24 protein-coding genes are annotated in these 22,634 nt (G+C 72.8%); 13 read left to right on the top strand and 11 right to left on the bottom strand.

What is annotated here, in order from left to right; genetic code table 11:
• Window positions 1-47: 47 nt before the first annotated feature.
• The gene (locus amrb99_RS21625; protein WP_190858895.1) at window positions 48-779 is read right to left on the bottom strand and encodes an adenosylcobinamide amidohydrolase; all 732 of its coding nucleotides are present in this window, start codon (window positions 777-779) and stop codon (window positions 48-50) included.
• Between the two features lie 101 nt (window positions 780-880).
• Between amrb99_RS21625 and amrb99_RS21630 the strand changes: the two genes are divergently transcribed.
• Window positions 881-2,113, top strand: coding sequence for an RNA-guided endonuclease TnpB family protein (locus amrb99_RS21630; RefSeq protein ID WP_190858760.1), 1,233 nt, complete (start codon window positions 881-883; stop codon window positions 2,111-2,113).
• Window positions 2,114-2,150: 37 nt separating this feature from the next.
• Here the strand turns inward: amrb99_RS21630 and amrb99_RS50135 are convergent, their stop codons facing one another.
• The 3 genes from amrb99_RS50135 to amrb99_RS21645 form a co-directional block, all read right to left on the bottom strand.
• A complete protein-coding gene (locus amrb99_RS50135; RefSeq protein WP_190858762.1) occupies window positions 2,151-2,921 on the bottom strand; it encodes an ATP-binding cassette domain-containing protein in 771 nt (256 codons plus the stop codon).
• Window positions 2,918-3,946, bottom strand: coding sequence for an iron chelate uptake ABC transporter family permease subunit (locus amrb99_RS50140; protein ID WP_190858765.1), 1,029 nt, complete (start codon window positions 3,944-3,946; stop codon window positions 2,918-2,920). Before amrb99_RS50140 ends, amrb99_RS50135 begins: the two co-directional genes overlap by 4 nt.
• A 250-nt stretch (window positions 3,947-4,196) precedes the next feature.
• Window positions 4,197-5,111 carry a helical backbone metal receptor gene (locus amrb99_RS21645; RefSeq protein WP_190858767.1) on the bottom strand — a complete coding sequence of 305 codons (915 nt, stop codon included), beginning with the start codon at window positions 5,109-5,111 and terminating at the stop codon, window positions 4,197-4,199.
• Between the two features lie 276 nt (window positions 5,112-5,387).
• Between amrb99_RS21645 and amrb99_RS21650 the strand changes: the two genes are divergently transcribed.
• Together amrb99_RS21650 and amrb99_RS21655 are read left to right on the top strand one after the other, a co-directional pair.
• Window positions 5,388-6,029, top strand: coding sequence for a TetR/AcrR family transcriptional regulator (locus amrb99_RS21650; RefSeq protein ID WP_347256780.1), 642 nt, complete (start codon window positions 5,388-5,390; stop codon window positions 6,027-6,029).
• Entirely contained in the window at window positions 6,026-6,403 is a 378-nt protein-coding gene (locus tag amrb99_RS21655) for a VOC family protein (protein ID WP_190858769.1), read from the top strand. Before amrb99_RS21650 ends, amrb99_RS21655 begins: the two co-directional genes overlap by 4 nt.
• A 123-nt stretch (window positions 6,404-6,526) precedes the next feature.
• Here amrb99_RS21655 and amrb99_RS21660 read toward each other — a convergent pair whose 3' ends face one another.
• Both amrb99_RS21660 and amrb99_RS21665 read right to left on the bottom strand, forming a co-directional pair.
• Entirely contained in the window at window positions 6,527-7,438 is a 912-nt protein-coding gene (locus amrb99_RS21660) for a TIGR03564 family F420-dependent LLM class oxidoreductase (RefSeq protein WP_190858771.1), read from the bottom strand.
• A gap of 107 nt (window positions 7,439-7,545) precedes the next feature.
• Window positions 7,546-7,878, bottom strand: coding sequence for a hypothetical protein (locus tag amrb99_RS21665; protein ID WP_190858773.1), 333 nt, complete (start codon window positions 7,876-7,878; stop codon window positions 7,546-7,548).
• A 155-nt stretch (window positions 7,879-8,033) separates the two neighbouring features.
• Between amrb99_RS21665 and amrb99_RS21670 the strand changes: the two genes are divergently transcribed.
• The 3 genes from amrb99_RS21670 to amrb99_RS21680 all read left to right on the top strand — a co-directional run bounded on the left by amrb99_RS21670 (window position 8,034) and on the right by amrb99_RS21680 (window position 11,319).
• On the top strand, window positions 8,034-8,798 hold the full coding sequence (locus amrb99_RS21670) for an alpha/beta fold hydrolase (protein WP_347256781.1): 765 nt from the start codon (window positions 8,034-8,036) through the stop codon (window positions 8,796-8,798).
• Between the two features lie 137 nt (window positions 8,799-8,935).
• The gene (locus amrb99_RS21675; protein WP_190858777.1) at window positions 8,936-10,327 is read left to right on the top strand and encodes an MFS transporter; all 1,392 of its coding nucleotides are present in this window, start codon (window positions 8,936-8,938) and stop codon (window positions 10,325-10,327) included.
• 77 nt (window positions 10,328-10,404) lie between these two features.
• Complete coding sequence (locus amrb99_RS21680; RefSeq protein WP_190858779.1) at window positions 10,405-11,319, top strand: hypothetical protein; 915 nt, start codon at window positions 10,405-10,407, stop codon at window positions 11,317-11,319.
• A gap of 184 nt (window positions 11,320-11,503) precedes the next feature.
• Here the strand turns inward: amrb99_RS21680 and amrb99_RS21685 are convergent, their stop codons facing one another.
• Together amrb99_RS21685 and amrb99_RS21690 are read right to left on the bottom strand one after the other, a co-directional pair.
• Window positions 11,504-11,845: an MmcQ/YjbR family DNA-binding protein gene (locus amrb99_RS21685; protein WP_190858781.1), complete on the bottom strand. Its 342-nt coding sequence runs from the start codon at window positions 11,843-11,845 to the stop codon at window positions 11,504-11,506.
• Window positions 11,846-11,909: 64 nt separating this feature from the next.
• Window positions 11,910-12,812, bottom strand: a complete 903-nt coding sequence (locus amrb99_RS21690) for an NADP-dependent oxidoreductase (RefSeq protein WP_190858783.1) — start codon at window positions 12,810-12,812, stop codon at window positions 11,910-11,912.
• Window positions 12,813-13,070: 258 nt separating this feature from the next.
• On the opposite strand from amrb99_RS21690, the gene amrb99_RS21695 reads away from it, so the two are divergent.
• Both amrb99_RS21695 and amrb99_RS53240 read left to right on the top strand, forming a co-directional pair.
• A complete protein-coding gene (locus tag amrb99_RS21695) occupies window positions 13,071-14,003 on the top strand; it encodes a 2Fe-2S iron-sulfur cluster-binding protein (protein WP_190858785.1) in 933 nt (310 codons plus the stop codon).
• A gap of 755 nt (window positions 14,004-14,758) precedes the next feature.
• Window positions 14,759-15,382, top strand: coding sequence for an AraC family transcriptional regulator (locus tag amrb99_RS53240; RefSeq protein WP_347256782.1), 624 nt, complete (start codon window positions 14,759-14,761; stop codon window positions 15,380-15,382).
• Here the strand turns inward: amrb99_RS53240 and amrb99_RS21705 are convergent.
• The 3 genes from amrb99_RS21705 to amrb99_RS21715 are packed head-to-tail and all read right to left on the bottom strand — an operon-like array spanning window position 15,361 to window position 18,212.
• Window positions 15,361-16,008, bottom strand: a complete 648-nt coding sequence (locus amrb99_RS21705) for a class I SAM-dependent methyltransferase (RefSeq protein ID WP_190858790.1) — start codon at window positions 16,006-16,008, stop codon at window positions 15,361-15,363. The two genes, amrb99_RS53240 and amrb99_RS21705, sit on opposite strands and share 22 nt — an antisense overlap.
• 55 nt (window positions 16,009-16,063) lie before the next feature.
• Window positions 16,064-17,320, bottom strand: coding sequence for a hypothetical protein (locus tag amrb99_RS21710; protein WP_190858792.1), 1,257 nt, complete (start codon window positions 17,318-17,320; stop codon window positions 16,064-16,066).
• A gap of 40 nt (window positions 17,321-17,360) precedes the next feature.
• Window positions 17,361-18,212, bottom strand: a complete 852-nt coding sequence (locus tag amrb99_RS21715) for an LLM class F420-dependent oxidoreductase (RefSeq protein ID WP_190858794.1) — start codon at window positions 18,210-18,212, stop codon at window positions 17,361-17,363.
• A gap of 154 nt (window positions 18,213-18,366) precedes the next feature.
• On the opposite strand from amrb99_RS21715, the gene amrb99_RS21720 reads away from it, so the two are divergent.
• From amrb99_RS21720 to amrb99_RS21740, 5 genes are read left to right on the top strand one after another with little or no spacing between them, the layout of a single operon-like run.
• The gene (locus tag amrb99_RS21720; protein WP_190858796.1) at window positions 18,367-18,981 is read left to right on the top strand and encodes a TetR/AcrR family transcriptional regulator; all 615 of its coding nucleotides are present in this window, start codon (window positions 18,367-18,369) and stop codon (window positions 18,979-18,981) included.
• The gene (locus amrb99_RS21725; protein ID WP_190858798.1) at window positions 18,978-20,234 is read left to right on the top strand and encodes a cytochrome P450; all 1,257 of its coding nucleotides are present in this window, start codon (window positions 18,978-18,980) and stop codon (window positions 20,232-20,234) included. The genes amrb99_RS21720 and amrb99_RS21725 overlap by 4 nt, the downstream gene beginning before the upstream one ends.
• A 26-nt stretch (window positions 20,235-20,260) precedes the next feature.
• Entirely contained in the window at window positions 20,261-21,043 is a 783-nt protein-coding gene (locus amrb99_RS21730; RefSeq protein WP_190858800.1) for an SDR family oxidoreductase, read from the top strand.
• Window positions 21,040-22,425, top strand: coding sequence for a cytochrome P450 (locus tag amrb99_RS21735; RefSeq protein WP_190858803.1), 1,386 nt, complete (start codon window positions 21,040-21,042; stop codon window positions 22,423-22,425). The genes amrb99_RS21730 and amrb99_RS21735 overlap by 4 nt, the downstream gene beginning before the upstream one ends.
• A gap of 5 nt (window positions 22,426-22,430) precedes the next feature.
• A complete protein-coding gene (locus amrb99_RS21740; protein ID WP_190858805.1) occupies window positions 22,431-22,628 on the top strand; it encodes a ferredoxin in 198 nt (65 codons plus the stop codon).
• Window positions 22,629-22,634: the final 6 nt, after the last annotated feature.

The raw sequence follows: 22,634 nt of genomic DNA on the forward strand, positions 1-22,634 counted from the left end.
CCGGGGTGGTGGGGCGGCCGGTACGCCGGGCCCGGCCCGCCCGCAGGTCAGGGCCGGTTCGCGCGCAGGTACTCGGTGTAGTCCAGCGCGCCCGCCCGGACCGCCGCGTGCACGGCGCGCGCCACCCGGGCGCCCCACACCGAACGGGGACCGGCGAACGGCTCCTCCGCGCCCGACGTCCGGGCCGCCACGCAGATCGCGTCCGACGCGGTGCCCGTGCAGGGGTAGCCCGCCTCCAGGAGCGCCTGCGTCTTGGCCTCCGTCGCGGTGACCACGGCGTTCACCAGCGCGGCATCGCTCAACGCGACCGGCACCGCGACGACGATGTTGATCGTCCCCGGGCGCCACGCCGTCCCGTGCTCCGACGGCTCCGGAGCGGGCTCCGGCTCCGGCGACGGCGGCGGCACGTCGATGTGCAGCGGCGCCAGCTCCGGGTCGGCCGCCCCCTCCGGCGCCGCCGCCCACGTCGGAACGCGGAGCCCGACCGTCGCCGACGCGGCCACGCCGCCGTCCTCGCGCCGCATCGTCCGGGCGACGGACGCGGCGGTCAGCATCCCGACACCCGGACCCTCCAGCCCGAACGACGCGGCCAGCTCCGCCAGGTGGACGACCGGGTCAGTCCGCGCGTACCGGCCGCGGACCTGCGCGTTCAGCACCCAGCCCAGGGGCCCGATCCCGCCGCCGAGCATCGCCGACGACACCGCCCGCCACCCGCCGCCCGCGCGCCACACCGTCGCGGCGAGCCGCGCGCCGTCCTCGTCCCGCCAGACCAGCTCGATCTTCACCGGGCATCTGGGGTGGAGGCACCCTTTTCGAGGGCGGGCGGGAAACTACTCCGTCCGGTGTTGTTCTGTCGGCCGTTTTCGCTAGCGTCGTGTGCGTGACGCGTTACCGTTTGCAGCCGACGCCTGCTCAGGAGGCTGGATTGCTGGCGCATTGCGGGCACGCCCGGTTCGTGTGGAACCTGGCGGTCGAGCAGCAGGCGCATTGGCGGCCGGGCCATCGGTCGGCACCGGGGTTCGTTGAGCAGTGCCGTCAGCTCACCGAGGCCCGCGCCGAGTTCGCGTGGCTGCGCGCCGGGTCCCAGACCGTCCAGCAACAGGCGTTGAAAGATTTCGCCCAAGCGATGGCGAACTTTTTCGGCGGGACGCACCGGCGGCCGACGTGGCGGAAGTCCGGCCGGCACGAGGGGTTCCGGATTGTAGGACGGCGTGGCCGCGCCTGGGACGTGCGGCGCCTGTCCCGCAGGGTCGGCGAGGTGAAGATTCCGAAGGTGGGGTGGGTGCGGTTCCGCTGGTCCCGTCCCGTCCCGGACGATGTGAAGTGGTTTCGGGTGACCCGCGACCGTGCCGGGCGCTGGCACGTCTCCTTCGCCGTCATCCCCGAGCCGGTCTCGGCGCCCGGCAATGGGCTGATGGTGGGGGTGGACCGGGGCGTGGCAGTGTCGGCGGCGCTGTCCACCGGGGACCTCCTGCACGCCCCCGGCTTTACCGGCCCAGAGGCTGAACGGCTGTTGCGGTTGCAGCGCAAACTGGCCCGCGCGGAGAAGGGGTCGAACCGTCGCGCCCGCCTCAAGGTCGCGATCGGCCGTCTTAAGGCGCGGGAGGCCGACCGGCGCAAGGACTGGCTGGAGAAGACCACTACCAGTCTGGCCTGCCACTTCGATGGCATCGCGGTCGAGGATCTGAACGTGCGGGGCATGACCCGCTCCGCCAGAGGCACCCTCGACGCCCCCGGCGTCAACGTCCGGCAAAAGGCCGGACTGAACCGGGCCATCCTCGCCAGCGGATGGGGGCGGATCGTCACCCGGCTGGAACACAAGGCGCCCGGTCGCCTCTTTAAGATCGACCCGCGTTACACGTCGCATACCTGCCATGCGTGCGGGCACTGCACCCCGGACAACCGCGAGAGCCAAGCGGAATTCCGGTGCGTCGCCTGCGGACATCAGGCCAACGCTGACGTCAACGCCGCCCGCAACATCCGAGACACCGCCATCAGTAACATCGCCGCTCGAGACACCGCCGTGGGACGCACGGTGGCAGCGCGGGAAGCCTTCCAGCCGGCAGGCGGGGCTGTGAACCGCGAACCTCAACCGGACCTCCTCTCAACGTAGGAACGGTTGGAATCCCCGCCTTCGGGCGGGGAGGACGTCAAGGACGCTCCAGGGACAGCAGGGGCCGGCCGTCCGGCCCCGGAAGGACGTGCACGCGGGCGTCGAAGTGCTCCTGGATCGCCGCCCTGGTCAGCACCTCGCCGGGCGTTCCCGCCGCCGCGACCCGCCCGCCCGACAGCAGCACCAGGCCGTCGGCGTACTGCCCGGCCAGCGTGAGGTCGTGGATCGTCGTCACGACGGTAAGCCCGTCCGACAGCCGGAGCTGGTCGATCAGCTCCATCACCTGCTGCTGGTGCCCGATGTCCAGCGCCGTCGTCGGCTCGTCCAGCAGCAGCACCGACGTCTGCTGCGCCAGCGCGCGCGCCAGCACCACACGCTGCCGCTCGCCGCCGGACAGATGGTCGAGCGGACGGTCCGCGAGCCCCTCCAGGTCGAGGCGGTCGAGGACCTCCCTCGCGATGGCGCGGTCGCGCGCGCTCTCGCGGCCCAGATGCGGGATGTAGGGGGACCGCCCCAGCAGCGTGTAGTCGAACACCGTCATCCCGACCGGGAGGTTCGGGCTCTGCGGCGCGTATGCCACCAGCCGGGCGCGCTGCCGCGGCTTCATCGCCGCCAGGTCCGCGCCCGCCACCGCGATCTCGCCCGCGCTCGGCAGCAGCCCGAGCACCGCCCGCAGCAGCGTCGACTTCCCCGCGCCGTTCGGCCCGATCACCGCCGTCCACGACCCCGCCGCGACCTCCAGCGACACGTCCTTCAGCACCGGACGGCCGCCCAGCGACACGTCCAGGCCCCGCACCGCGACCGTCACGTCTCCACCTGCCGCCGGCTCGCCCGCAGCACCGCCACGAAGAACGGGCCCCCGACGAACGCCGTCACCACGCCGAGCGGCAGCTCGCCCGGCGCGATCACCGTCCGGGCCACCAGGTCGGCCAGCTCCAGGAACGCGGCCCCGCCGAGCAGCGACAGCGGCAGCACCACCCGGTACGAGCCGCCCGCCAGCCGCCGCACCGCGTGCGGCACCACGATCCCGACGAACCCGATCAGCCCGCTCACCGCCACCGCGCTCGCCGTCGCCAGCGACGCCGCCACCAGCACCGTCAACCGGACCCGCGCCGCCGACAGCCCGAGCGACGCCGCCTCCTCGTCGCCCACGCTCAGCACGTCCAGCAGCCGCCCGTGCGCGAGCAGCACCACCGTCGAGACCAGCGAGTACGGCGCGACCAGCGCCAGCTGGTGCCAGTCCGCCGAGCCGACCCCGCCGAGGATCCACGAGTAGATCCGCTGCAGTTCCTCCGCCTTCACCTGCTGCAGGAACGTCTGCACCGCCGACAGGAACGACGACACCGCCACCCCCGCCAGCACCAGCGTCGCCGCCCGGTTCCCGCGTCCCGCCGTGCTGCCCAGCGCGTACGCCATCGCCACCCCGAGGATCGCGCCCGCGAACGCCGCCAGCGGCACCCCGTACCCCGGGTCGCCCGGCACCACGACGATCACCAGCGTGGCCCCGACGCCCGCGCCCGCCGCCGCGCCGAGCAGGTACGGATCGGCCAGCGGATTGCGGAACACGCCCTGGTACCCGGCGCCGGCCATCGACAGCATCCCGCCGACCAGTGCCGCCATCAGCACCCTCGGCACCCGCAGCTGGAACAGCACGTTCTCGTCGACGACGCTGAACCCGCTGTCGACGTGCACGAACGGGATCTTGTCGGCCAGCGCCTCGAGGATGCCCGTGACGGGAAGCCCGGCCGCGCCGACCACCAGGCCCGCCAGCAACGTCGCGGCCAGCAGGACCAGCGCCACGGCCAGCGGCAGCACCCGCAGCCGCCCTCGCACGCGCGGCCCGGCGTCCTTCTCCCGGCGCCGTCGTTCCGCTGCGGGTGTCGTCCCGCGCGCGCGTCGGCGACCACGTACCGGGACGTCCTCGCCCTGTCCCCGGACGTCTTCCGCGTCCGTCGAGACGTCTCTCGCGTCCCGTGGGACGTCTTCCGCGTCCGCGGAGACGTCCCCGGGCACGCCCTTGGGGACGGCCGGGGACGGCTCGCGGTCGGAGGGGGTCACGGGCGGGGGCCCATCGAGGCGGAGGTCAACGCGTCTTCTGCACCGCGTCGCCGATCGCCTTCACGAACTGCGGCAGGCGCGGACCCCAGCGGGAGGCGAGGTCGTCGTCCAGCGGCACCACGCCGCCGTCCTTCACCGCCTTCAGATCCTGGAAGCCCGGCCGCTTGGCCAGCGCGGCGGCGTTCTGGCCGCAGCACTTGGTGTCCGCGAGGAAGATCAGGTCCGGGTCCTTCTTGACGAGGTACTCGCGGGACAGCTGCGGGTAGCCGCCGCTCGCCTTGTCCGCCGCGTCCGCGACGTTGCGCAGCCCGAACAGGCCGTACACCTGCCCGGCGAACGTCTCGGACGTCACGGTGTGGAGCTGGTTGTCCAGCTCGTGGTAGTAGGTGAGGCCCTTGCCCCTGGTGGTCGCGGCGACGGTCTTCTGGATGTCGGCGCGCATCCCGTCGGTGACCTTCTTCGCCTCCGCGACGTGCCCGGTGGCGAGCCCCAGGTCGGTGATCTCGTCGTAGGCGTCGTCGAGCTTCGCTGCGGCGGGCTCCAGCAGCACCGGGATCTCGACCTTCTCCAGCGCCTTGACGACGCCGTCCATGTCGTTGGACAGCACGACGAGGTCGGGACGGTACTTGATGACCGCCTCGGCGTTCGGCTTGAACCCGGAGAGCTGGGTCTTCGGTGCGCCGGACGGGTAGTCCGAGAGGCTGTCCACGGCGACGACCTGGGATCCGGCGCCGATGGCGAACAGGGTCTCGGTGTGCGTGGGGGACAGCGACACGATCCGCTTCGGGTGGGCGGGAACGGCCACCGCGCCGTTGCCGGCCTGCACGGTGACGGTCGCGGCGCCGCTCTCCGACGTCTTGGTCTTGCCGTCGCCGCAACCGGCGGCGAGCGTCACGGCGGCGGTCACGATGGCCGCGCCGAGGACGCGCACGGGTCTCACAGGAGCCTCCTGGCTGCCGGGAAGCCGCGGCCCGTCATGACGGATCGCCCTTCCACGAGGTCGAGAGTCGTCGGCGCGCACGGAGGCGACCTGGCTCGGCCTCTTCGACAGGGGCACCACAGTTGCGGGACAGCGCCGGGTTCACACCGGACTTCGCTCCAGGGCGCGCTTGAAGTGCAACGTTATCAGCCGCCTTATCCGGTTTGGCGCGCGCATCGGAGTGAGTGCTCACTTCGGCATTGACGGAGTGAGCACTCACTCCGTACAGTGGCGGGCGTGGAAGCCAAGAGCCGGCGGCGCGCCCCCGGGATGAGCCCCGAGCAGCGCCGCGAAATGATCGTCCGGACGGCGCTGCCGCTCGTCGCCGAGCACGGCACCGCCGTCACCACCGGCCAGATCGCCCGCGCCGCCGGCATCGGAGAGGCGACGATCTTCCGGGTGTTCGCCGACAAGGACGAGCTCCTCGACGCCTGCGTGGCGGAGGCGCTGCGCACCGACCACGTGCTGGCCGAGCTCCAGGAGATCCCGCTCGACCAGCCGCTGGCCGGACGGCTCGCCGAGGCCACCGCGGCGATCCAGGCCTACCTCGGCCGGATGGGCATGGTCCTCGGCGCTCTGCACGCCACCGGCCGCCGCGGGCGCGGCTCGCACGGCGGCGGCGAGGCGGCCGACGCCGCGATCGACCGCGCGTCCGCCATGGCCCGCACGCGGGGCGCGCTCGCCGAGCTCTTCGAGCCCGACGCCGACCGCCTCCGGCTCTCCGTCGAGGAGACCGCCGGGATGTTCATGGGCCTGGTCTTCACCTGGAGCCGCCCGCCCACCGGCCCCGACTCCCCGGCGCCCTCGCTGGAGGAGTACCTCGACGTCTTCCTGCACGGCGCGCTCACCGACACGACCCCCGAAGGGAGCCCCGCGTGACCATCACCCTCAACCACACCATCGTCACCGCCGCCGACAACGACGAGGCCGCCCGCTTCTTCGCCGCCGTCATGGGCCTGGACTACACCGGCCCCCACCCGCACGCCCGCCACTTCGTCCCGATCAAGGTCAACGACGGGCTCACCCTCGACTTCATGACCGTCGCCTTCCCGCAGGGCCACCACCTGGCCTTCGACGTCGACGCCGCCACCTTCGACGCGGTCGTCGACCGCCTCGACGCCCGCGAGATCCCCTACGGCGACCAGCCCTCCCACCCCGACAACGGGCGCGTCGACACCGACCATCCGCTCGGCGCCCGCGGCCTGTACTTCTCCGACTCCAGCGGCAACCTCTACGAGCTCATCTCGTCCTGAGGGCGGCGCGGCTCAAACGGCCGGAGCGGACCCGTTCGTACGTGAGTGCCGTCAGCCGGCGAGCGCCCGTCAGTAGGCGAGCGCCGGTCAGTAGGCGAGCGCCCGTCAGTAGGCGAGCGCCGGTCAGCCGGCGAGCGACTTCAGGAAGTCACGGGTCCGCTCGCGGTCTGCGCCCGGAACGAACTCGCCCGCCACGAAGTCGGTGACCCCCGCAGCGGCCAGCTCCTCCACCCGCGCGCCGACCGCGTCCTCGTCGCCGATGACGGCCAGGTCGGCGGGGCCTTCGGCGCCCTCCCGGTCCATCATCGCGCGGTAGGACGGCAGCGTCCCGTACACCTCGAACGCCTTCGCCGCCCGCGCGCGTGCGCGCTCCGCGTCGTCCGTGACGCACACCGGCAGGACGCAGACGATCCGGGGAGCGGGACGTCCCGCCGCCTCGGCCGCGGCGGTGATGGTCGGCGCGATGTGGTCGCGGACGGTGGCCGGACCCGTCATCCACAGGACGGTCCCGTCGGCGCGCTCCGCGGCCAGCCGCAGCATCTTGGGACCGAGCGCCGCCAGCAGCACGGGGACCCGGCCCTCGTTCGGGACGGTCAGCCCGATCTGGCCGCGCAGGGTCTCCCCGGTGAACGACGCCGTCCGATGGTCGAGCAGGGGCAGCAGGATCGACAGGTACTCGTCCATGTGCCGCAGGGGACGTCCGAAGTCGTACCCGAACATGTCCTCGATGACGACCTTGTGCGACAGGCCGATGCCGAGGGTCAGCCGCCCCTCGCCGAGGGCGAGCGCCGTCGTCCGCGCCTGCTGGGCCAGCGCCGCCGGATGCCGCGGGTACGTCGGCACCACGGCGGTCCCCAGCTCGATGCCCGGCACCCGGCTTCCCGCCACCGCGAGCGCGGTCAGCGCGTCCACGCCGAAGATGTTCGACATCCACGCCGAGGCGAAACCGTCGTCGGCGGCGCGCCGCACATCGTCGGCCAGCTTGTCGAGCGCGGCGGGACCGCCGCGCTCGCCGAGGGAAACACCGATGCGCACGAGGACCTCCCTGATCTGCTGTCTCGATCGTCGCACAGGGCGTCGTCAGGCGCTCCGGGCAGGGGCTCGCCCTGCCGCGCCGCCGCCCCGCCGCGCTGCCGCCGGCGTCATGGCTCGTCCGGGTCCTGGTGCCGCGGGCCGTACCGGTCGGCCAGATCCCGGTCGTTGTCGGCCCACCGGCGATGCCGTTCGGCCGACTCCAGATGCGCCGCGGCCTCCTCCGGATGGACGGCCGCCATGTCCTCCAGCAAGGCCGCCGCCCGGTCATGGGCCCGCGCCGAGGACAGCATGGACCGCAGCGCGTCCTCACCGTTCGCGCGCCGCGGCGGACGCCCGGCGGCACGCGACCGGAAGCCCTCCGGAGCCCGCGGCCCGTTCGCCCCGGTCTCCGGCGCCCCGTCGCGCGCCGTCAGGCGCAGCGCGCGGTCTTCGCCGCCCATACCGGCCGCCCCGACCCGCGCGCCCGTGGTTCCACCAGCGCCCCCGACACACCGGCTACCTACCCACCCACCTGCACGTTCAGCCCCACCCGCCCCACTTCTCCCCGGGGGTCGGGAGGGGAGCCCGGAGCGCGATGTCCGATCATGGAGGGGTGGTGACTCCGGATCCCGTGACGCTCCAGGCCGCCGACGGTGTGCGGATCGACGCAGGACACCTCGGCGGGGACGACGACCTCTGCTTCGTGCTCGCGCACGGCTTCACCTGCTCCTGGCGGCAGCCCGCGCTCCGCCGCATCGGCGCGGTGCTCCACCGGTACGGCGGCGTCCTCGCCCTCGACCTGCGCGGCCACGGGCGGTCCGGCGGGCACTCCACGGTCGGCGACCTGGAGGTCCTCGACGTGCAGGCCGCGGTCACCGCGGCACGCGTCAGGGGGTACCGGCGCGTCGTCGTCGCGGGCTTCTCGCTGGGCGGCGCCGTCGCGATCCGGCACGCCGCGCTGCACGGCGCCGTCGACGCGGTCGTCTCGGTCAGCGCGCCCGCCCGCTGGTACTACCGCGACACCGTCCCCATGCGCCGCGTCCACTGGGTGATCGAGCGGCCCCTCGGACGGCTCGCCGTCCGCCTCGCGCGCGGGACGCGCATCGCCGCCAAGGGCTGGGACCCCGTCCCGGAGGCGCCGCACGAGGTCGCGGCGCGCATCGCCCCCGCGCCGCTGCTGATCGTCCACGGGGACTCCGACGCGTTCTTCCCCATCGAGCACGGGCGGCAGCTGTACGACGCGGCGCGCGACCCGAAGGAACTGTGGATCGAACCCGGGTTCGGCCACGCGGAGGTCGCCGCGACGCCGGAGCTGATCCACCGCATCGGCGCGTGGGCGGCGTCCTCCGCCACCGCGATGCGTCCCGACGCGGCACTCTGACGGCTTCCGTCCTAGCGGCGCCGCGCTCGCGGCCCGCGCCTTCCTGAGCGTGCCATCGGACGCTCTTCTTCTCTAATGGCGCTAGGTACGCCCTAGCGGTGTTAGATTTAGCCTAACGCTGCTAGGGAAGGAGCCTCATGGTCGACCAGAGACCGGCCCCCGCCATCGCCCGCCACCACGACCGGAAGGGCGGATGGTGGCCGCTCGCGGCGATCGTCGCCGCCGTCTTCATGCTCATGCTGGACGCGACGGTGGTGACCGTCGCCGTCCCGGGAATGCGCCACGACCTGCACGCCGGCCTCGGCGACCTGCAATGGGTCGTGAACGCGTACACGATGGCGATGGCCGCCTCCCAGCTCACCGCCGGAGCGTTCGCCGACCGCTGGGGGCGGCGCAGCTCCTTCCTCGCCGGCGTGGCGCTGTTCGCCGCGGCGTCGCTGGCGTGCGGCCTGGCGCCCACCGCCGCGACCCTCATCGCGGCGCGGGCCGTCCAAGGGCTCGCGGGCGCGCTGATGTTCGCGACCACGCTCGCGCTCATCGCGCAGTGCTACACGGGACAGGCCCGCGGCGTCGCGTTCGGCGTGCGGGGCACCGCCGCCGGGCTCGCCGTCGTCCTCGGCCCCGTCGTCGGCGGCGCGCTCGTCTCGGGCCTCGGCTGGCGCTGGGTCTTCCTGGTGAACGTACCGGTCGGAGCCGTCACCCTGGCGATGGGCGCCCGCGCGCTGCCGCGCGAGGAGACTCCCCGAGCTCGGCGCCGCATCGACCTCGCCGGGCCCTGCCTCCTCGCCGTCTCCCTGTCCCTGCTGGTCGTCGGCCTGCTGCGCGTCCAGGACCACGGATGGGGGAGCGCCGAGACCGCGCTCGTCTTCTGCGCGTCGGCGGCGTCGCTCGCGGCGTTCCTCGCCGTGGAGAGCCGCCTCGCCGACCCGATGCTGGACCTGCCGCTCTTCCGGGACCGCGCGTTCAGCGGCACGCAGATCGGGTCGTTCGCCGTGCAGGCGAGCGTCTTCGCCCTGCTCATCTACGTGTCGCTGTGGTTCCAGGACCAGCTCGGCTTCTCCGCGCTCAAGACCGGCCTGTGCTTCCTGCCGCTCGTCGTCCCCATCCTCGTCGCCGGTCCGATCGCCGGCGCCGTCATGGACCGCCTTCCCAAGGGCCTGCTCGTCACGGGTTCGCTGACGCTCCTCGCGCTGGCGATCCTGCTCATGCACGGGATGACGCCCGGCTCGACCTGGACCCATCTGGCGCCGGGCATGGCGCTGGCCGGCCTCGCGTGCGGGATCGCGCTGCCGACCCTCGGCGGCCTCGCCGTGGACGTCGCGGACCGCTCCCGGCTCGGCATGGCGTCCGGCGTCAACAACACCGTCATGCAGGTCGGGTCCGCGGTGGGGATCGGAGTGTACGGAGCGGTCCTGAGCCGGCACCGGGTGTTCACCGAGGGGCTGGACGCCCTCTTCGCCACCGCGGCCGCCGTCGCCCTCTGCGGAGCCGTCCTCACTGCGGTGCTCCTCGGCAGGAGACGCCTCTGACCTGCGTTGACAGAGGGTTATCCACATTTTCCCGAGCCCCTGCCCGGGGGCTTGCGGGGTCGGCATCATCCGTGACCATGAACGGATTCGGCATCACCTGGAAGCGGACGTCCGGCGGCCCGGCCGTCCCCGTCGGCCCCGGTGTCCACGTCACCCCCGGCACCGGCTCCCCGCTCACCGTCCGCGCCGCCGCCCTCAGCGGCCTCCTCCCGCCGGACGCGGTCATCGCCCGCCGCACCGCCGCCTGGATCTGGGGCATCGACGTCCTCCCACCGGGCGTGAACGAGACCGACTGGGATGTCGAACTGATCACCCCCGGACCGGCCGAGTGCGCGACGGGCCCGCCCGTCGCCGACCACGCGGACCTTCCACCCGACCACGTGCGGGAGGAGGCGGGCATCCGCGTCACCTCCCGCGCCCGGACGGCCCTCGACTGCACGCGCTGGCTGCCACGCTCCGAGGCGGTCGCCGCACTGGACCAGTTCCTCCGGAACGGAGTCGACACCGATGAACTCAATGCCATGGCACGCACGCTCCCCGGCTACCACGGCAACAGGCGGCTGCGCGACCTCCTGCGCCTCGGCGACCGCGGCGCGGCCTCCCCCGGGGAGAGCTGGGTCCGGACCGCCGTCGTCGACGCGGGCTTCCCGCGCCCGCGCACCCAGGTCCCCGTCGCCGGGCCGCACGACCGCTGCCTCTACGTGGACCTCGGTTACGAGGACTACCGCGTCGGCATCGAGTACGACGGCGAGCGCCACCACACCGGCCGAGCCGCCCGCGCCCACGACGAGAGCCGCCGCCGCTGGCTCGGTCGGGAGATGGGCTGGCAGATCATCCCCGTCACCAAGCTCTTCCTCTACCGCCCGGCCCCCTACCTGGAGGCGCTCCTGACCGCACTCCTCCAACGCGGCTGGAAACCCGACGCCGCGACGATGAACCGCATCACCGCCCGCCTGACGACCCTCTCCCGCCGCCCCCACCACCCCCGCTGACCGGGCACCGCTGCCCCCGCCCACCGAGGACACGCCACCGACCACGGCCACTCGGACCGTACCCGCCGGCGGCGTGGGCATCGCACCTGCTGCTTGCGCCCGCTGGTGGTGCGCCCACGACCACGGCGGCTGGCGGGGTGGGCGCTGGGCATGGGGCTTGCGTGGCCCGGGTGATGGCGGGGGTTCAGTCCAGCAGGGCCGAGAGACGCTTGGGGGCGATCAGGCGGTAGCTGTCCTCGATGAGCTCCGCCAGCTCCTCCCAGTCGTGCTCGACGTCCAGGCGAGCGCCGACCCATCCCTTGGCGCCGACGTACTTCGGGACGAAGAACCGCTCCGGGTCCTCCGACACCAGGGCCTCCTGCACCCCCGGACCGGCCTTGAACATCATGGACGAGCCGTCCTCGCTGGTCATCACGAACAGCTTGTCGCGAACACGGAAGGAGGGCGATGTGTGACCCCCGAACGGCTTCTCGGTCGCCTCCGGCATCCCGAGGCAGATCTCCCGGAGCCGCTCCAGCACGTCCATGCGCCCGCCCTTTCCCAGGAAGAATGACCGTGAAAGGAGCCTAACCACGGCCACCGCGGCCGTGTCAGCCGACCAGCAGGACGAGCTTCCCGCGGACGCGGCCCTCCTCGCCGGCGCGGTGCGCCTCGGCGATCTCGGCGAGCGGGAAGGTCCGCGCGACCGGGAGCGAGAAGCGTCCGGCCTCGATCAGCGCGCCGATCTCGCCGAGCACGTGGACGGCGCGGCCGGCGTCCCCGCGGCTGAACCGCACTCCGTGCTCCCGTGCGCCGGCGAAGTCGGCGACCGTGAGGACGTGCTCGGCACCGCCGGTGAGGCCGATGAGTTCGGGCAGCACCCCGCTGCCCGCGACGTCGAGCGCCAGGTCGACACCGCCGGGCGCAAGCGCGCGGACCCGCTCGGCCAAGCCCTCGCCATAGGCGACGGGCTCCGCCCCCAGCGAGCGCAGGTACTCGTGGTTCGCCGGGCCGCCCGTACCGATCACGCGCGCGCCGCGCGCCACGGCGAGCTGGACGGCGGCGCTGCCGACGCTTCCGGAGGCGCCGTTGATGAGCAGCGTGCCGCCGCCTGCGACGCCGAGCTGGTCGAGCGCGCGCGTGGCCGTCTCGATGGCGGCCGGCAGCGCCGCGGCGCCGGGAAAGTCGAGCGACGGCGGGATCGGCGCGTAGAAGGACAGCACGGCCAGCTCGGCCTGCGCCGCCCCTTCGGCGGACAAGCCGAACACGCGGTCGCCGACGGCCACGTCCTTGACGCCCTCGCCCAGCTTGTCCACGATCCCCGCCGCCTCGTGGCCCAGCGTCTGGGGAAGCTCCGGGTCCATCAGGCCTTGGCGCTTCTTCCAGTCGCTCGGGTTGACGCCGGCCGCGCGCACCGCGATCCGGATCTCACCGGGACCCGGATGCGGATCGGGAAGATCCACGATCTGGAGCACCTCCGGGCCTCCGAACCGGTCGAAACGCGCTGCCTTCATCATCCGCTCCGATGCCACTCCAGGGGGTCTCGCGCCCGCTGCACATGCGACGGCGAACGCCGTTCGCCGCAGAACACCGTACGTCACAGACGGTGCTCTCCCCGGCATCTCCATTGGTGAGTCGACGAACCCGTCAAAGCGGATGACCTGCGTGCACGGCGCCGGGCCGGCCGAGGTCTTCCGTTTGACGGAAGCGGGGGTGACGCGTGCCCGGAGGAGCGGCGATGGTCGGGACGACCACGAACGAGAGGGGGGCACGTGACCGACCAGAGCGCCGTCGAGACGGAGGTCGTCGTCCTGGAAAGGACCGATCTCGCGGAAGGCGTCGTGGGATTGACGCTGGGCGCCGTGGACGGAGGCGCGTTGCCGTCCTGGCAGCCTGGCGCGCACGTCGACCTGCTGATGCCCGACGGTCTCGTGCGGCAGTACTCCCTGTGCGGCGACCCGGCCGACGATCGGACGTGGCGGCTCGGCGTGCTGAGGGAGGGGCCGGGCTCCACGTTCGTCCACGAGCGACTGAACGTCGGCGACAAGCTCCTCACGCGCGGCCCGCGCAACCATTTCGCTCTGGAGGACGCGCCCGGCTACCTGTTCCTGGCCGGAGGCATCGGCATCACGCCGATCCTGCCGATGGTGGCGGCGGCGGATGCCGCAGGCGCGGACTGGCGGCTCCTCTACGGCGGGCGGCAGCGGGCGGCGATGGCCTTCCTCGACGACCTGGCGCGCTACGGAGAGCGTGTCGAGGTACGGCCGCAGGACGAGTTCGGACTGCCCGACCTCGACGCCGCGCTTTCCGGGCTCCGGGAGGGCACGCTCGTCTACTGCTGCGGGCCCGAGCCGATGCTGGCGGCGGTCGAGGAGCGGTGCCCGCGTGGCACGCTGCGCACCGAGCGCTTCTCGGCGAAGCCGGTCACCGGCCCGGATGAGGCGTTCGAGATCGAGCTGTCGCTCACCGGCCGCACGCTGCGGGTCGAGCAGGGGCGGTCGATCCTGGAGACGGTCGAGGAGGCGGGCGTCACGGTCCTGTCGTCGTGCCGCGAGGGCACGTGCGGAACATGCGAGACGCCCGTCCTCGACGGCGAGCCGGACCACCGCGACTCCGTGCTCACCGACGATGAGCGCGCCGATGGCGGCTTCATGATGATCTGCGTGTCCCGCGCCAAAGGCCCGCGCCTAGTCCTCGAACTCTGAACACGCCACCTCCACCGCATCCGCCGTAGCGCGCGCCCACCCGGCCGTGGTGCGTGCTGCGCTGGCGCGATGTGTGCACGGTGGCGGGGTGTGGGCTCGCATAGGTCGAGATGTGCTGGGTGGGTGGGGTGCTGGGCCGCTAAGGGTGTGCGCCGCATTGGCCGGAATGCGGGCCGGGGCAGCCGGGAGTGTCTGCCGAGCTGGCCGTGATGCGCGGCGCGGTGGTGGGATGGGGGCTTGCGTCGGTCGGGATGTGCGTCATGCTGGCCGGTGGGCGCCGTATTGGCTGCGCTGCACCGGGTCGTCCAGGGGGTGCGCTGCATTGGCCGGAGTGCGCATCGCGTCGGCCTGGGTGCGCGCTGGGGCGGTTGGACCTGACGTGTCGGCGGGCGACGTGTGCCCCCGCTGGTCGTGGGTGTGCGCTGGGGTGGTTGGACCTGGCGTGTCGGCGGGCGATTGTGCCCTCGCTGGTCGTGGGTGTGCGCTGTGCGGGGGGCGGAGCGTGCGTAGTGCTGGCTGTGCTGTGTTGGTCGGGGTGTGCGGGGTCGGGTTTGCGTTTGAGTGGACGGGGGCGTCGCGCGGGTTGAGGTGTGTGCTGGTGTCTTTGGGTGGCTGAATGTGCTTCGGGTGGGCGGGGGCTGTTGGGGTGGGGCGGTGGTGTGGTTGGTGTGGTGTGGTGTCAGGGCGGCTGAGGGGGTGGGATGGAGGGGGCTTACTTCGTTATTGGGGACGGGTACGCGGTCTACCAAGGGGCTGTGGCGGAGGGGAGCTTTCATCGGCATGCCGCCTTTCAGGTGGCCATCGGTGTTCATGGCGAGGTGGTCATGGACGATGAGGACGGCAACCGCTTCAGCGATGCGGCGTTGGTCGTGCCGCCCATGGTCGGCCACAGGCTGCTTCCGGTTCGGGAGCTGCGCACGCTTTACGTGGAGCCGCATTGCGCGTTCGCCGATCGGTTGCGGGTGGTCTGCGGCAGGGGCATCACCCCGGCTCCTGGCATGAGGGGGCTTCGTGAGGAGGACGTCGCGGGTGGCCGTCTGTCGGGGGAGCTCGACGGGCGGTTGCTGGACGCGATGCGCGTGCTGATGGACGAGCGGATCCCGATGACGGCGCTGGCGGCGAGGGTGGGGCTGTCCCCGCAGCGGCTCCGCGCGCTGGCGCGGGCGGAGCTGGGCATGCCGCTCGCGCGGTGGCGCATCTGGCGGCGCCTCGCCCGGTCGGCCGAGGCGCTGCGCGAGGGGCGGACGCTGAGCGGCGCCGCGCTCGCGGGCGGCTTCGCCGACCAGGCGCACTTCACCCGCGAGATGCGGCGGATGATGGGGCTGACGCCCGCGGAGGTCGTCCGGGCGCTGGGACGTCAGGCGCGCCGCGCGGTGTAGAGGGAGATCGAGCCGTTGACCGTCGGCACGGCCGCGGTCTCCCGTACCTGGACGAAGCCGACCTCGGAGATGAGGCCCGGCAGCCTTCCGTCGGCGTTGAACCGCGTGTCCTCCCGGCCGTCCGCCAACTGCACCAGGCGGAAGGCCAGGCGCATCGCCCGGGTGCGCTGGAGACCGAAGTCGGCGATCACCAGCCGGCCGCCGGGCCGCAGCGTCTCGAGCATCGAGGCCAGGATCGCCCGCTTCATCGGCACGGGGCACTGATGGAGGACGAGGCTCGACACGACGGTGTCGGCGGTCCCCGCGTCCACGACGTCCGTCAGCGCGTCGCCCATCCCGGTCCGCCACTCGACGCCGCCCGCACCGGCCTTGCGCTCGGCGGCCGCGAGCACCTTCGGGTCGGGGTCGACGCCGATCACGCGCGCGGACGGCTCGATGCCGTGCAGGAGCAGGGCCAGCGATCCGGTGCCGCAGCCGACGTCGACGACGACGTCACCGGCCCTGACCGCGGCGTGCATGGCGATCATGCTCCGCCACAGGCGCTCCCGGGTCAGCGCGATCACGGCGTCGTAGAGGCGGGGGAGGGCGGCGCGGCCCAGCGCGGGGGTGAAGGTCTGCTCGGTCATGACCGGAAGTGTCGGCCGTCCCGGCGCGGCTCGTCTTGAACGAACCGCTCGCCCGTCAGACGGGCGTGATCGGCAGGGAGCGGCGCGGCTCGAAGGCGAAGCCGGAGCCGGTGCTGAACCGGACGACGGCCACCTCGTCGGGCTCGGGCGCGGGCTCGTCGCGGCGGACGACGGCCAGCCGCCAGTCCCGGTCGGTGCCGGTGACCTCGGTGTCGAGGCACGGGTCCAGGGCGCGGACGACGGCCTGGAGCGCGGTCGTCCAGCCGGGCCCGCACAGGGTGATCCAGGCGCCGTCCTCGTGGGCGGGGGACGGGCGGACGGTGACGGTCGCGCCGTCGATGGAGGCGTCGACGTAGGCCGACGGGTTGAGGAGCGGGTGGACCGCGAGGAGCCGGGCGGCCCCCTCGGGGGTGGCCGGGAGGGCGAGGGCGCGGGCGAGGCGTTCGGCGGCGATGCCGGCGATGCCGACCAACTGCTTGCGGCGGATGCGCAGGAGGCCGTCGGCGTCGGCGCGTGCGGCCACGGCGAGCGTGAAGGCCCGGTTGAGCAGGTGCATCTGCAGGCACACCTCGTCGGCGATCCGGGCGAGCGCGGAGCGGGAGAAGGCGGCGAAGTCGAGGTCGGACAGCAGCGGGCCGGTGTAGTCGGCGAGGCCGTCGTCGGCCGGGTCGATCGGCGCCAGGTCGAGGGTCGCGGCGCGGGAGCGCTCGTTGTCGGCGAGCAGGGGGATGCCCTGCGCGTCCGGGTGGGACTCGTCGATGATCACGGTCCAGGCGCAGTGCGGGTGCCGGCCGGCGGGCGAGCGCGGCGGCCGGTGGATCGGGCGGACCTGCGCCTTCGGGTTGGTCGCGACGGCGGTCGCGTCGAAGGTGGGGTCCTCGATGTCGTGGCACATGGAGCGGACGTAGTCGTCGCCCATCGGCTCGACGTCCATGAGGGCGCCGCAGTGGTCGAGGTGGAACTCGCCGTGCCACCGGTCGTGGACGGTGTAGCGGAAGTCCATGAACTGCGGCGGGGCGCCGATGTCGAGCTGGAGGCCCTTGAAGATCGTCGGGACGTCGCCCGTCCCGGGCACCTCCGGGGCGTAGCCGAGGGCGCGCTGCATCCGCCGCGTGTAGATGGGGCTGGACGCGGCCCACTCCTCGATCGCGATCCGCGCCATCTCCTCGCGGCCGAATGCGGAGATGCACCACGCCATTCCGGAACGGTCGATGAGCTGACCGATCAGGAGCAGCTCGGGGACGGCGACCGCGAGTTCGTCCCGGGACAGGGCGGCGTAACGGCCGGGCGGTATCGCTCCAGGGTTCGTCATCTGGCGATCTCCTCGAAGATGAAACGGGTTCTCGTCGGCGTCACTTCGCGGTCAGGCCGAGCCGGGCGGCGGTCTTGTCCAGGTACTCGATGACTTTGGCCTCGTCGGCGTCCGGCACGCCCCAGATCAGCTCCGACGCGCCCGCGGCGGACCACTCGGCGAGGTCGTCGGGGGAGGGCCGCTTGGCGACCAGGATCCGCACGTCGGGTTCGCCGGGGCGGCCGGCGTCGGCCCACTCGCGGCGCAGCAGGGCGGCCTTGTCGGCGATGCCGGTCTCGATCGGCGTGGTCATCCAGCCGTCGGCGTGGCGGGCGATCCATCTCATGGTCTTCGGGCCGCCGCCGGCGCCGACGATCACGGGGATGCGGCCCTGCGGCGGCTTGGGGTAGGCCCAACTCGGCCCGAACGAGACGAACTCGCCGTCGTAGGACGCCTCCTCCTCGGTCCACAGGGCGCGCATGGCCTCCAGGTACTCCTTCAGGACGGTGCGCCGCCCCGCCGCCGGGACGTGGTGGTCGGCCAGCTCGTCGGTGTTCCAGCCGAAGCCGGCGCCGATCGTCAGCCGGCCGCCGGACAGGTGGTCGAGGGTCGCGAGCGTCTTGGCGAGGGTGATCGGGTCGGACTCGACGGGCAGCGCGACGGCGGTGGCGAGGCCGATCCGCTCGGTCACGGCGGCGGCGGTCGCGAGCGACACCCACGGGTCGAGGGTGCGCGTGTAGCGGTCGTCGGGCAGGTCCTGGCCGCCGGTGGGGTGCAGCGCGTCGCGGCGCACCGGGATGTGGGTGTGCTCGGGCACGTAGAAGGTGTCGAAGCCGCGCTCCTCGGCGGCCTTCGCGAGGGCTGCCGGCGTGATGCCGCGGTCGGAGGTGAAGAGCACGATTCCGTTGCGCATGGCGTCATAGTAGAACGTGTTCTAGGATTCCTGGAATAGTGACTGGACAGCTGTCCGGCCGAGCGGCCGGAGAACCGGCCCTCCGCCGGGAAAAGGAGAAGTCGATTCAGATCCGGCTATTGCGGCGATCTCCGGCCCGGTCTACGGTGGACACATGTCCAGTCAGGTGACCAGTCCGGCGCTGCGGCAGGGCCTCAACGCCCGGCAGGCCGAAACGGTGGAGAACCTGATGGCCGCCGGGCTCGAGGAGCTGCGCGCCGTCGGGCACGACGCGCTGACGATCCGGACGGTGGCCCAGCGGGCGGGCGTCTCCCCGGCGACCGCCTACACCTACCTCTCCTCCAAGAACCACCTCTTCGCGGAGCTGTTCTGGCGGCACCTCAGCGAGGACGACGGCGCCGCGCCGGACGGAGCGGGCGCCACCGAGCGGCTGCAGGCGACCGTCCGGGCGCTGACGGCCCGGATCGTCGCGGAACCGGAGCTGGCGGCGGCGGTGACGCCGGCGCTGCTCGGTGGCGATCCCGACGTCGCGCGCCTGCGGCTGCGCATCGGCGGGGAGTTCTACTCCCGGTTCGAGGCGGCCCTCGCGGGGCCGGCGCGACCGGGGGCGGCGCGGCCCGGGGCGCCGGCCGACGCCGCCGTCCTGGAGGTGCTGGTCCTCACCTTCACCGGCGCGCTGCTGCAGGCCGGCATGGGCCTGCTGACCTACGACCAGATCGCCGACCGGCTCGTCTCGGCCGTGGAAGTGATCATGAGGGGCAACGAATGAGCGCTTCGACCGACGCGGTGGCCGAACCCCTGGTCTTCGACCCCTACGACTACGCGTTCCACGAGGACCCGTACCCGCTCTACCGGCGGCTGCGCGACGAGGCGCCGGTCTTCCACGCCGAGCGGGACGACCTTTGGGTGGTCTCGCGCCACGCCGACGTGTTCGACGTGCTCCGCGACGACGCGGCGTTCTCCAACCGGATGGGCGTCTCCCTCGACGCGAGCGCGTGGAGCCCCGACGCGCACCGGGTGATGAGCTTCCTCGCCCTCGACGGGCAGCGGCAGACCCGGCTGCGCAGGCTGGTGTCCGCCGCGTTCACGCCGCGCCGGGTCAAGGAGCTGCAGCCGCAGATCCAGCGGCTCACCGAGCACTACCTCGAACGGACCTTCGCCGCCGCCGCCGAGCACGGCGAGGCCGACTGGATCACCGACTTCGCCGGGAAGCTCCCCATGGACGTCATCTCCGAGATGATGGGGGTGCCGGAGGCCGACCGGGACGAGGTCCGGCGCCTCGCCGACCTGGTCGTGCACCGCGAGGACGGCGTCCGCGACGTCCCGCCGGCGGGCATGGAGGCGGCCGGCGAGCTCATCACCTACTACGCGGGGATGGTGAAGGAGCGCCGGGCGGCGGCCGCGGAGGCGGGCGACCTCACCGCCGCGCTCACCGTCGCCGAGATCGACGGCGACCGGCTCACCGACGGCGAGATCATCGCGTTCCTCTTCCTCATGGTGGTCGCCGGGAACGAGACGACCACCAAGCTGCTCGGCAACGCGCTGTACCACCTGTCCGCGCACCCTGAGCAGAAGGCGGAGGTGCTCGCGGACCCGGACGATCCCGAGACGCTGGTGACGCCGTGGATCGAGGAGACGCTGCGGCACGACACCTCCAGCCAGATGCTCGCCCGCTACGTTGTCGACGACGTGGAGATGCACGGCACGACGATCCCGGCCGGGGCGAAGGCGCTGATCCTGCTCGGCTCCGCCAACCGCGACGAGCGGGTCTTCACCGACCCGACCGTCTATGACATCCACCGGCCCAAGAGCGAGCTCGGCCAGATCCTCAGCTTCGGCTCCGGCAAGCACTTCTGCCTGGGCGCGAACCTGGCCCGGCTGGAGACGCGGGTCGTGCTGAACGAGCTGGTCCGGCGCGTCGAGGACTTCGAGGTGGACGTCGACCGGGCCGTGCGCGTGCACTCCACCAGCGTCCGCGGGTTCGCCGAGCTGCCGACCGGCTTCACCCTGCGGAAGGGCTGAGGCGGAGGGACTGGGAGGGACCGAAGATGTCCAGGAAGTACCCGCATCCCGAACGCCGCCCCGCGGTGATCACGGGGGCGTCGTCCGGCATCGGCGCGGAGACGGCCACGGTGCTCGCGGCGGCCGGCCATCCGGTGGCGCTCGGCGCGCGCCGGGTCGGCGTCCTCGAGGAGATCGCCGCGGCGATCCGCGCCGAGGGCGGCGAGGCGGTCGCGCACGCGCTCGACGTCTCCGACGACGGCTCGGTGGCCGACTTCGCCGCGAAGGCGACCGCCGACCTCGGCGACATCGAGGTCGTCGTCAGCAACGCCGCGCTGGTGGCGCCCGGCGCGACCATCGAGGTCAGCTCCGAGCGCTTCGCGCGGGAGATCGACCTCAACCTCGTCGGCGCGCACCGGGTCGCGCGGGCGTTCGTGCCCGCGATGGTCGGGCGCCGGCGCGGCGACATCGTCTTCGTCTCGTCCGACGTCGCCGTCCGCGCGCGGCCGTTCATGTCGGCGTACTCCGCCGGCAAGTGGGGCTTGGAGGGAATGGTCAGCGCGCTGCAGATGGAGCTGGAGGGCACCGGCGTCCGCGCCTCGATCATCCGCCCCGGCCCGACGTGGAGCGGCATGGGCGCCGACTGGGACGCCGACGAGGCCGCGTTCGTGCTCGACCAGTGGGTCCGCTTCGGGCTCGCCCGGCACCCCCACTTCCTCAAGGCGAGGGCGCACGCCGACGCGATCGCCACGATCGTCGGCGCGCCGCGCGGCGTGCACCTCAGCCTGCTCGACGTCAATCCCGAAGCGCCCGTGGAGGAGAAGCCATGACCGCCGCCGAGAGTCATCGGCTCGCCGCGATCCCCGAGGTGAGCACGGTCCTCGACGATCAGAGCCCCGAGGTGCCCGAGATCATCCGCGGCACCGGCCACCTGCCGGAGATGCGGGTCGACCCGGTCTCCCTGTTCCACCGCGTCCGCGAGGAGTGCGGCGACGTCGGGCGGTTCCGGCTCGCCGACAAGGACGTGGTGCTGGTCAGCGGCGCCGAGGCGAACGAGGTGTTCTTCCGCGCGCCCGACGAGCGGCTCGACCAGGCCGCCGCGTACCCGTTCATGACGCCGATCTTCGGCAAGGGCGTCGTGTTCGACGCCTCCCCGGAGGAGCGCCAGCAGATGCTGAAGAACCAGGCGCTGCGCGGGGACATGATGCGCGGGCACGCGCGGACGATCGAGGCGGAGATCCGCCGGATGGTCGCCGGCTGGGGCGAGGAGGGCGAGATCGACCTCCTCGACTTCTTCGCCGAGCTGACCATCTACACCACCTCGGCGTGCCTGATCGGCAAGCCGTTCCGCGACGAGCTGGACGGCTCGTTCGCCGATCACTACCACGAGCTGGAGCGCGGCACCGACGCGATCGCCTACGTCGACCCGTACGCCGACATCGACAGCTTCCGGCTGCGCGACGCGGCGCGGGAGAAGCTGGTCTCGCTGGTGCAGGGCATCATCGAGCGGCGCAAGGAGCGCGGGAAGGTCCCCCGCGACCAGCGCGACCTGCTCGACGTCCTGATCTCGCTGGACATGAGCGCCGACCACATCACCGGCATCTTCATCTCGATGATGTTCGCCGGGCACCACACCTCCAGCGGCACCGCGTCCTGGGCGATGATCGAGCTGCTGCGGCACCCGGACGTGCTGGCCGAGGTGGTCGCCGAGTTGGACGCGCTGTACGCCGACGGGACCGAGGTGTCGTTCCAGGCGCTGCGGTCGATCCCCGTGCTGGAGTCGGCGCTGAAGGAGACCCTGCGGCTGCACCCGCCGCTGATCATCCTGATGCGGCTGGTCCGCGAGGACTTCGAGCTGCTCGGCAGGACGATCCCCGCGGGCACGATGCTGGCGGCGTCGCCGCGGGTCTCCAACCGGATCGAGGAGGACTTCCCCAAGGCGGGCGACTTCGAGCCGGGGCGCTACATCGACCCCCGGCAGGAGGACCTGCAGAACCGCTGGACCTGGATCCCCTTCGGCGCCGGCAGGCACCGCTGCGTCGGCAACGCGTTCGCGATGATGCAGATGAAGGCGATCTTCTCCGTCGTCCTGCGGGACTACACGTTCGAGGCCGCCCAGCCCCTGGACTCCTACCAGGACGACTTCACCAAGATGGTCATCCAGCTCAAGCAGCCCTGCCGGGTGCGGTACCGGCGACGGGCCGGGAGGTGAGCGCGGTGCGCGTCGTCGCCGACACCGACATCTGCCAGGGGCACCAGCTGTGCCAGGGCGAGGCGCCCGACGTGTTCGGGTTCGACGAGGAGAAGGACGTGGTCGTGATCCTCGACGAGCACCCGGACGAGTCCCGCCGCAAGGACGTGGCCACGGCCGTGAAGTACTGCCCGGCCTTCGCGCTTTCGATCGAAGAGGACTGAGGGGAC

Origin of the sequence: Actinomadura sp. RB99, from assembly GCF_014706005.1 — a bacterium.
Lineage (GTDB): Bacteria > Actinomycetota > Actinomycetes > Streptosporangiales > Streptosporangiaceae > Spirillospora.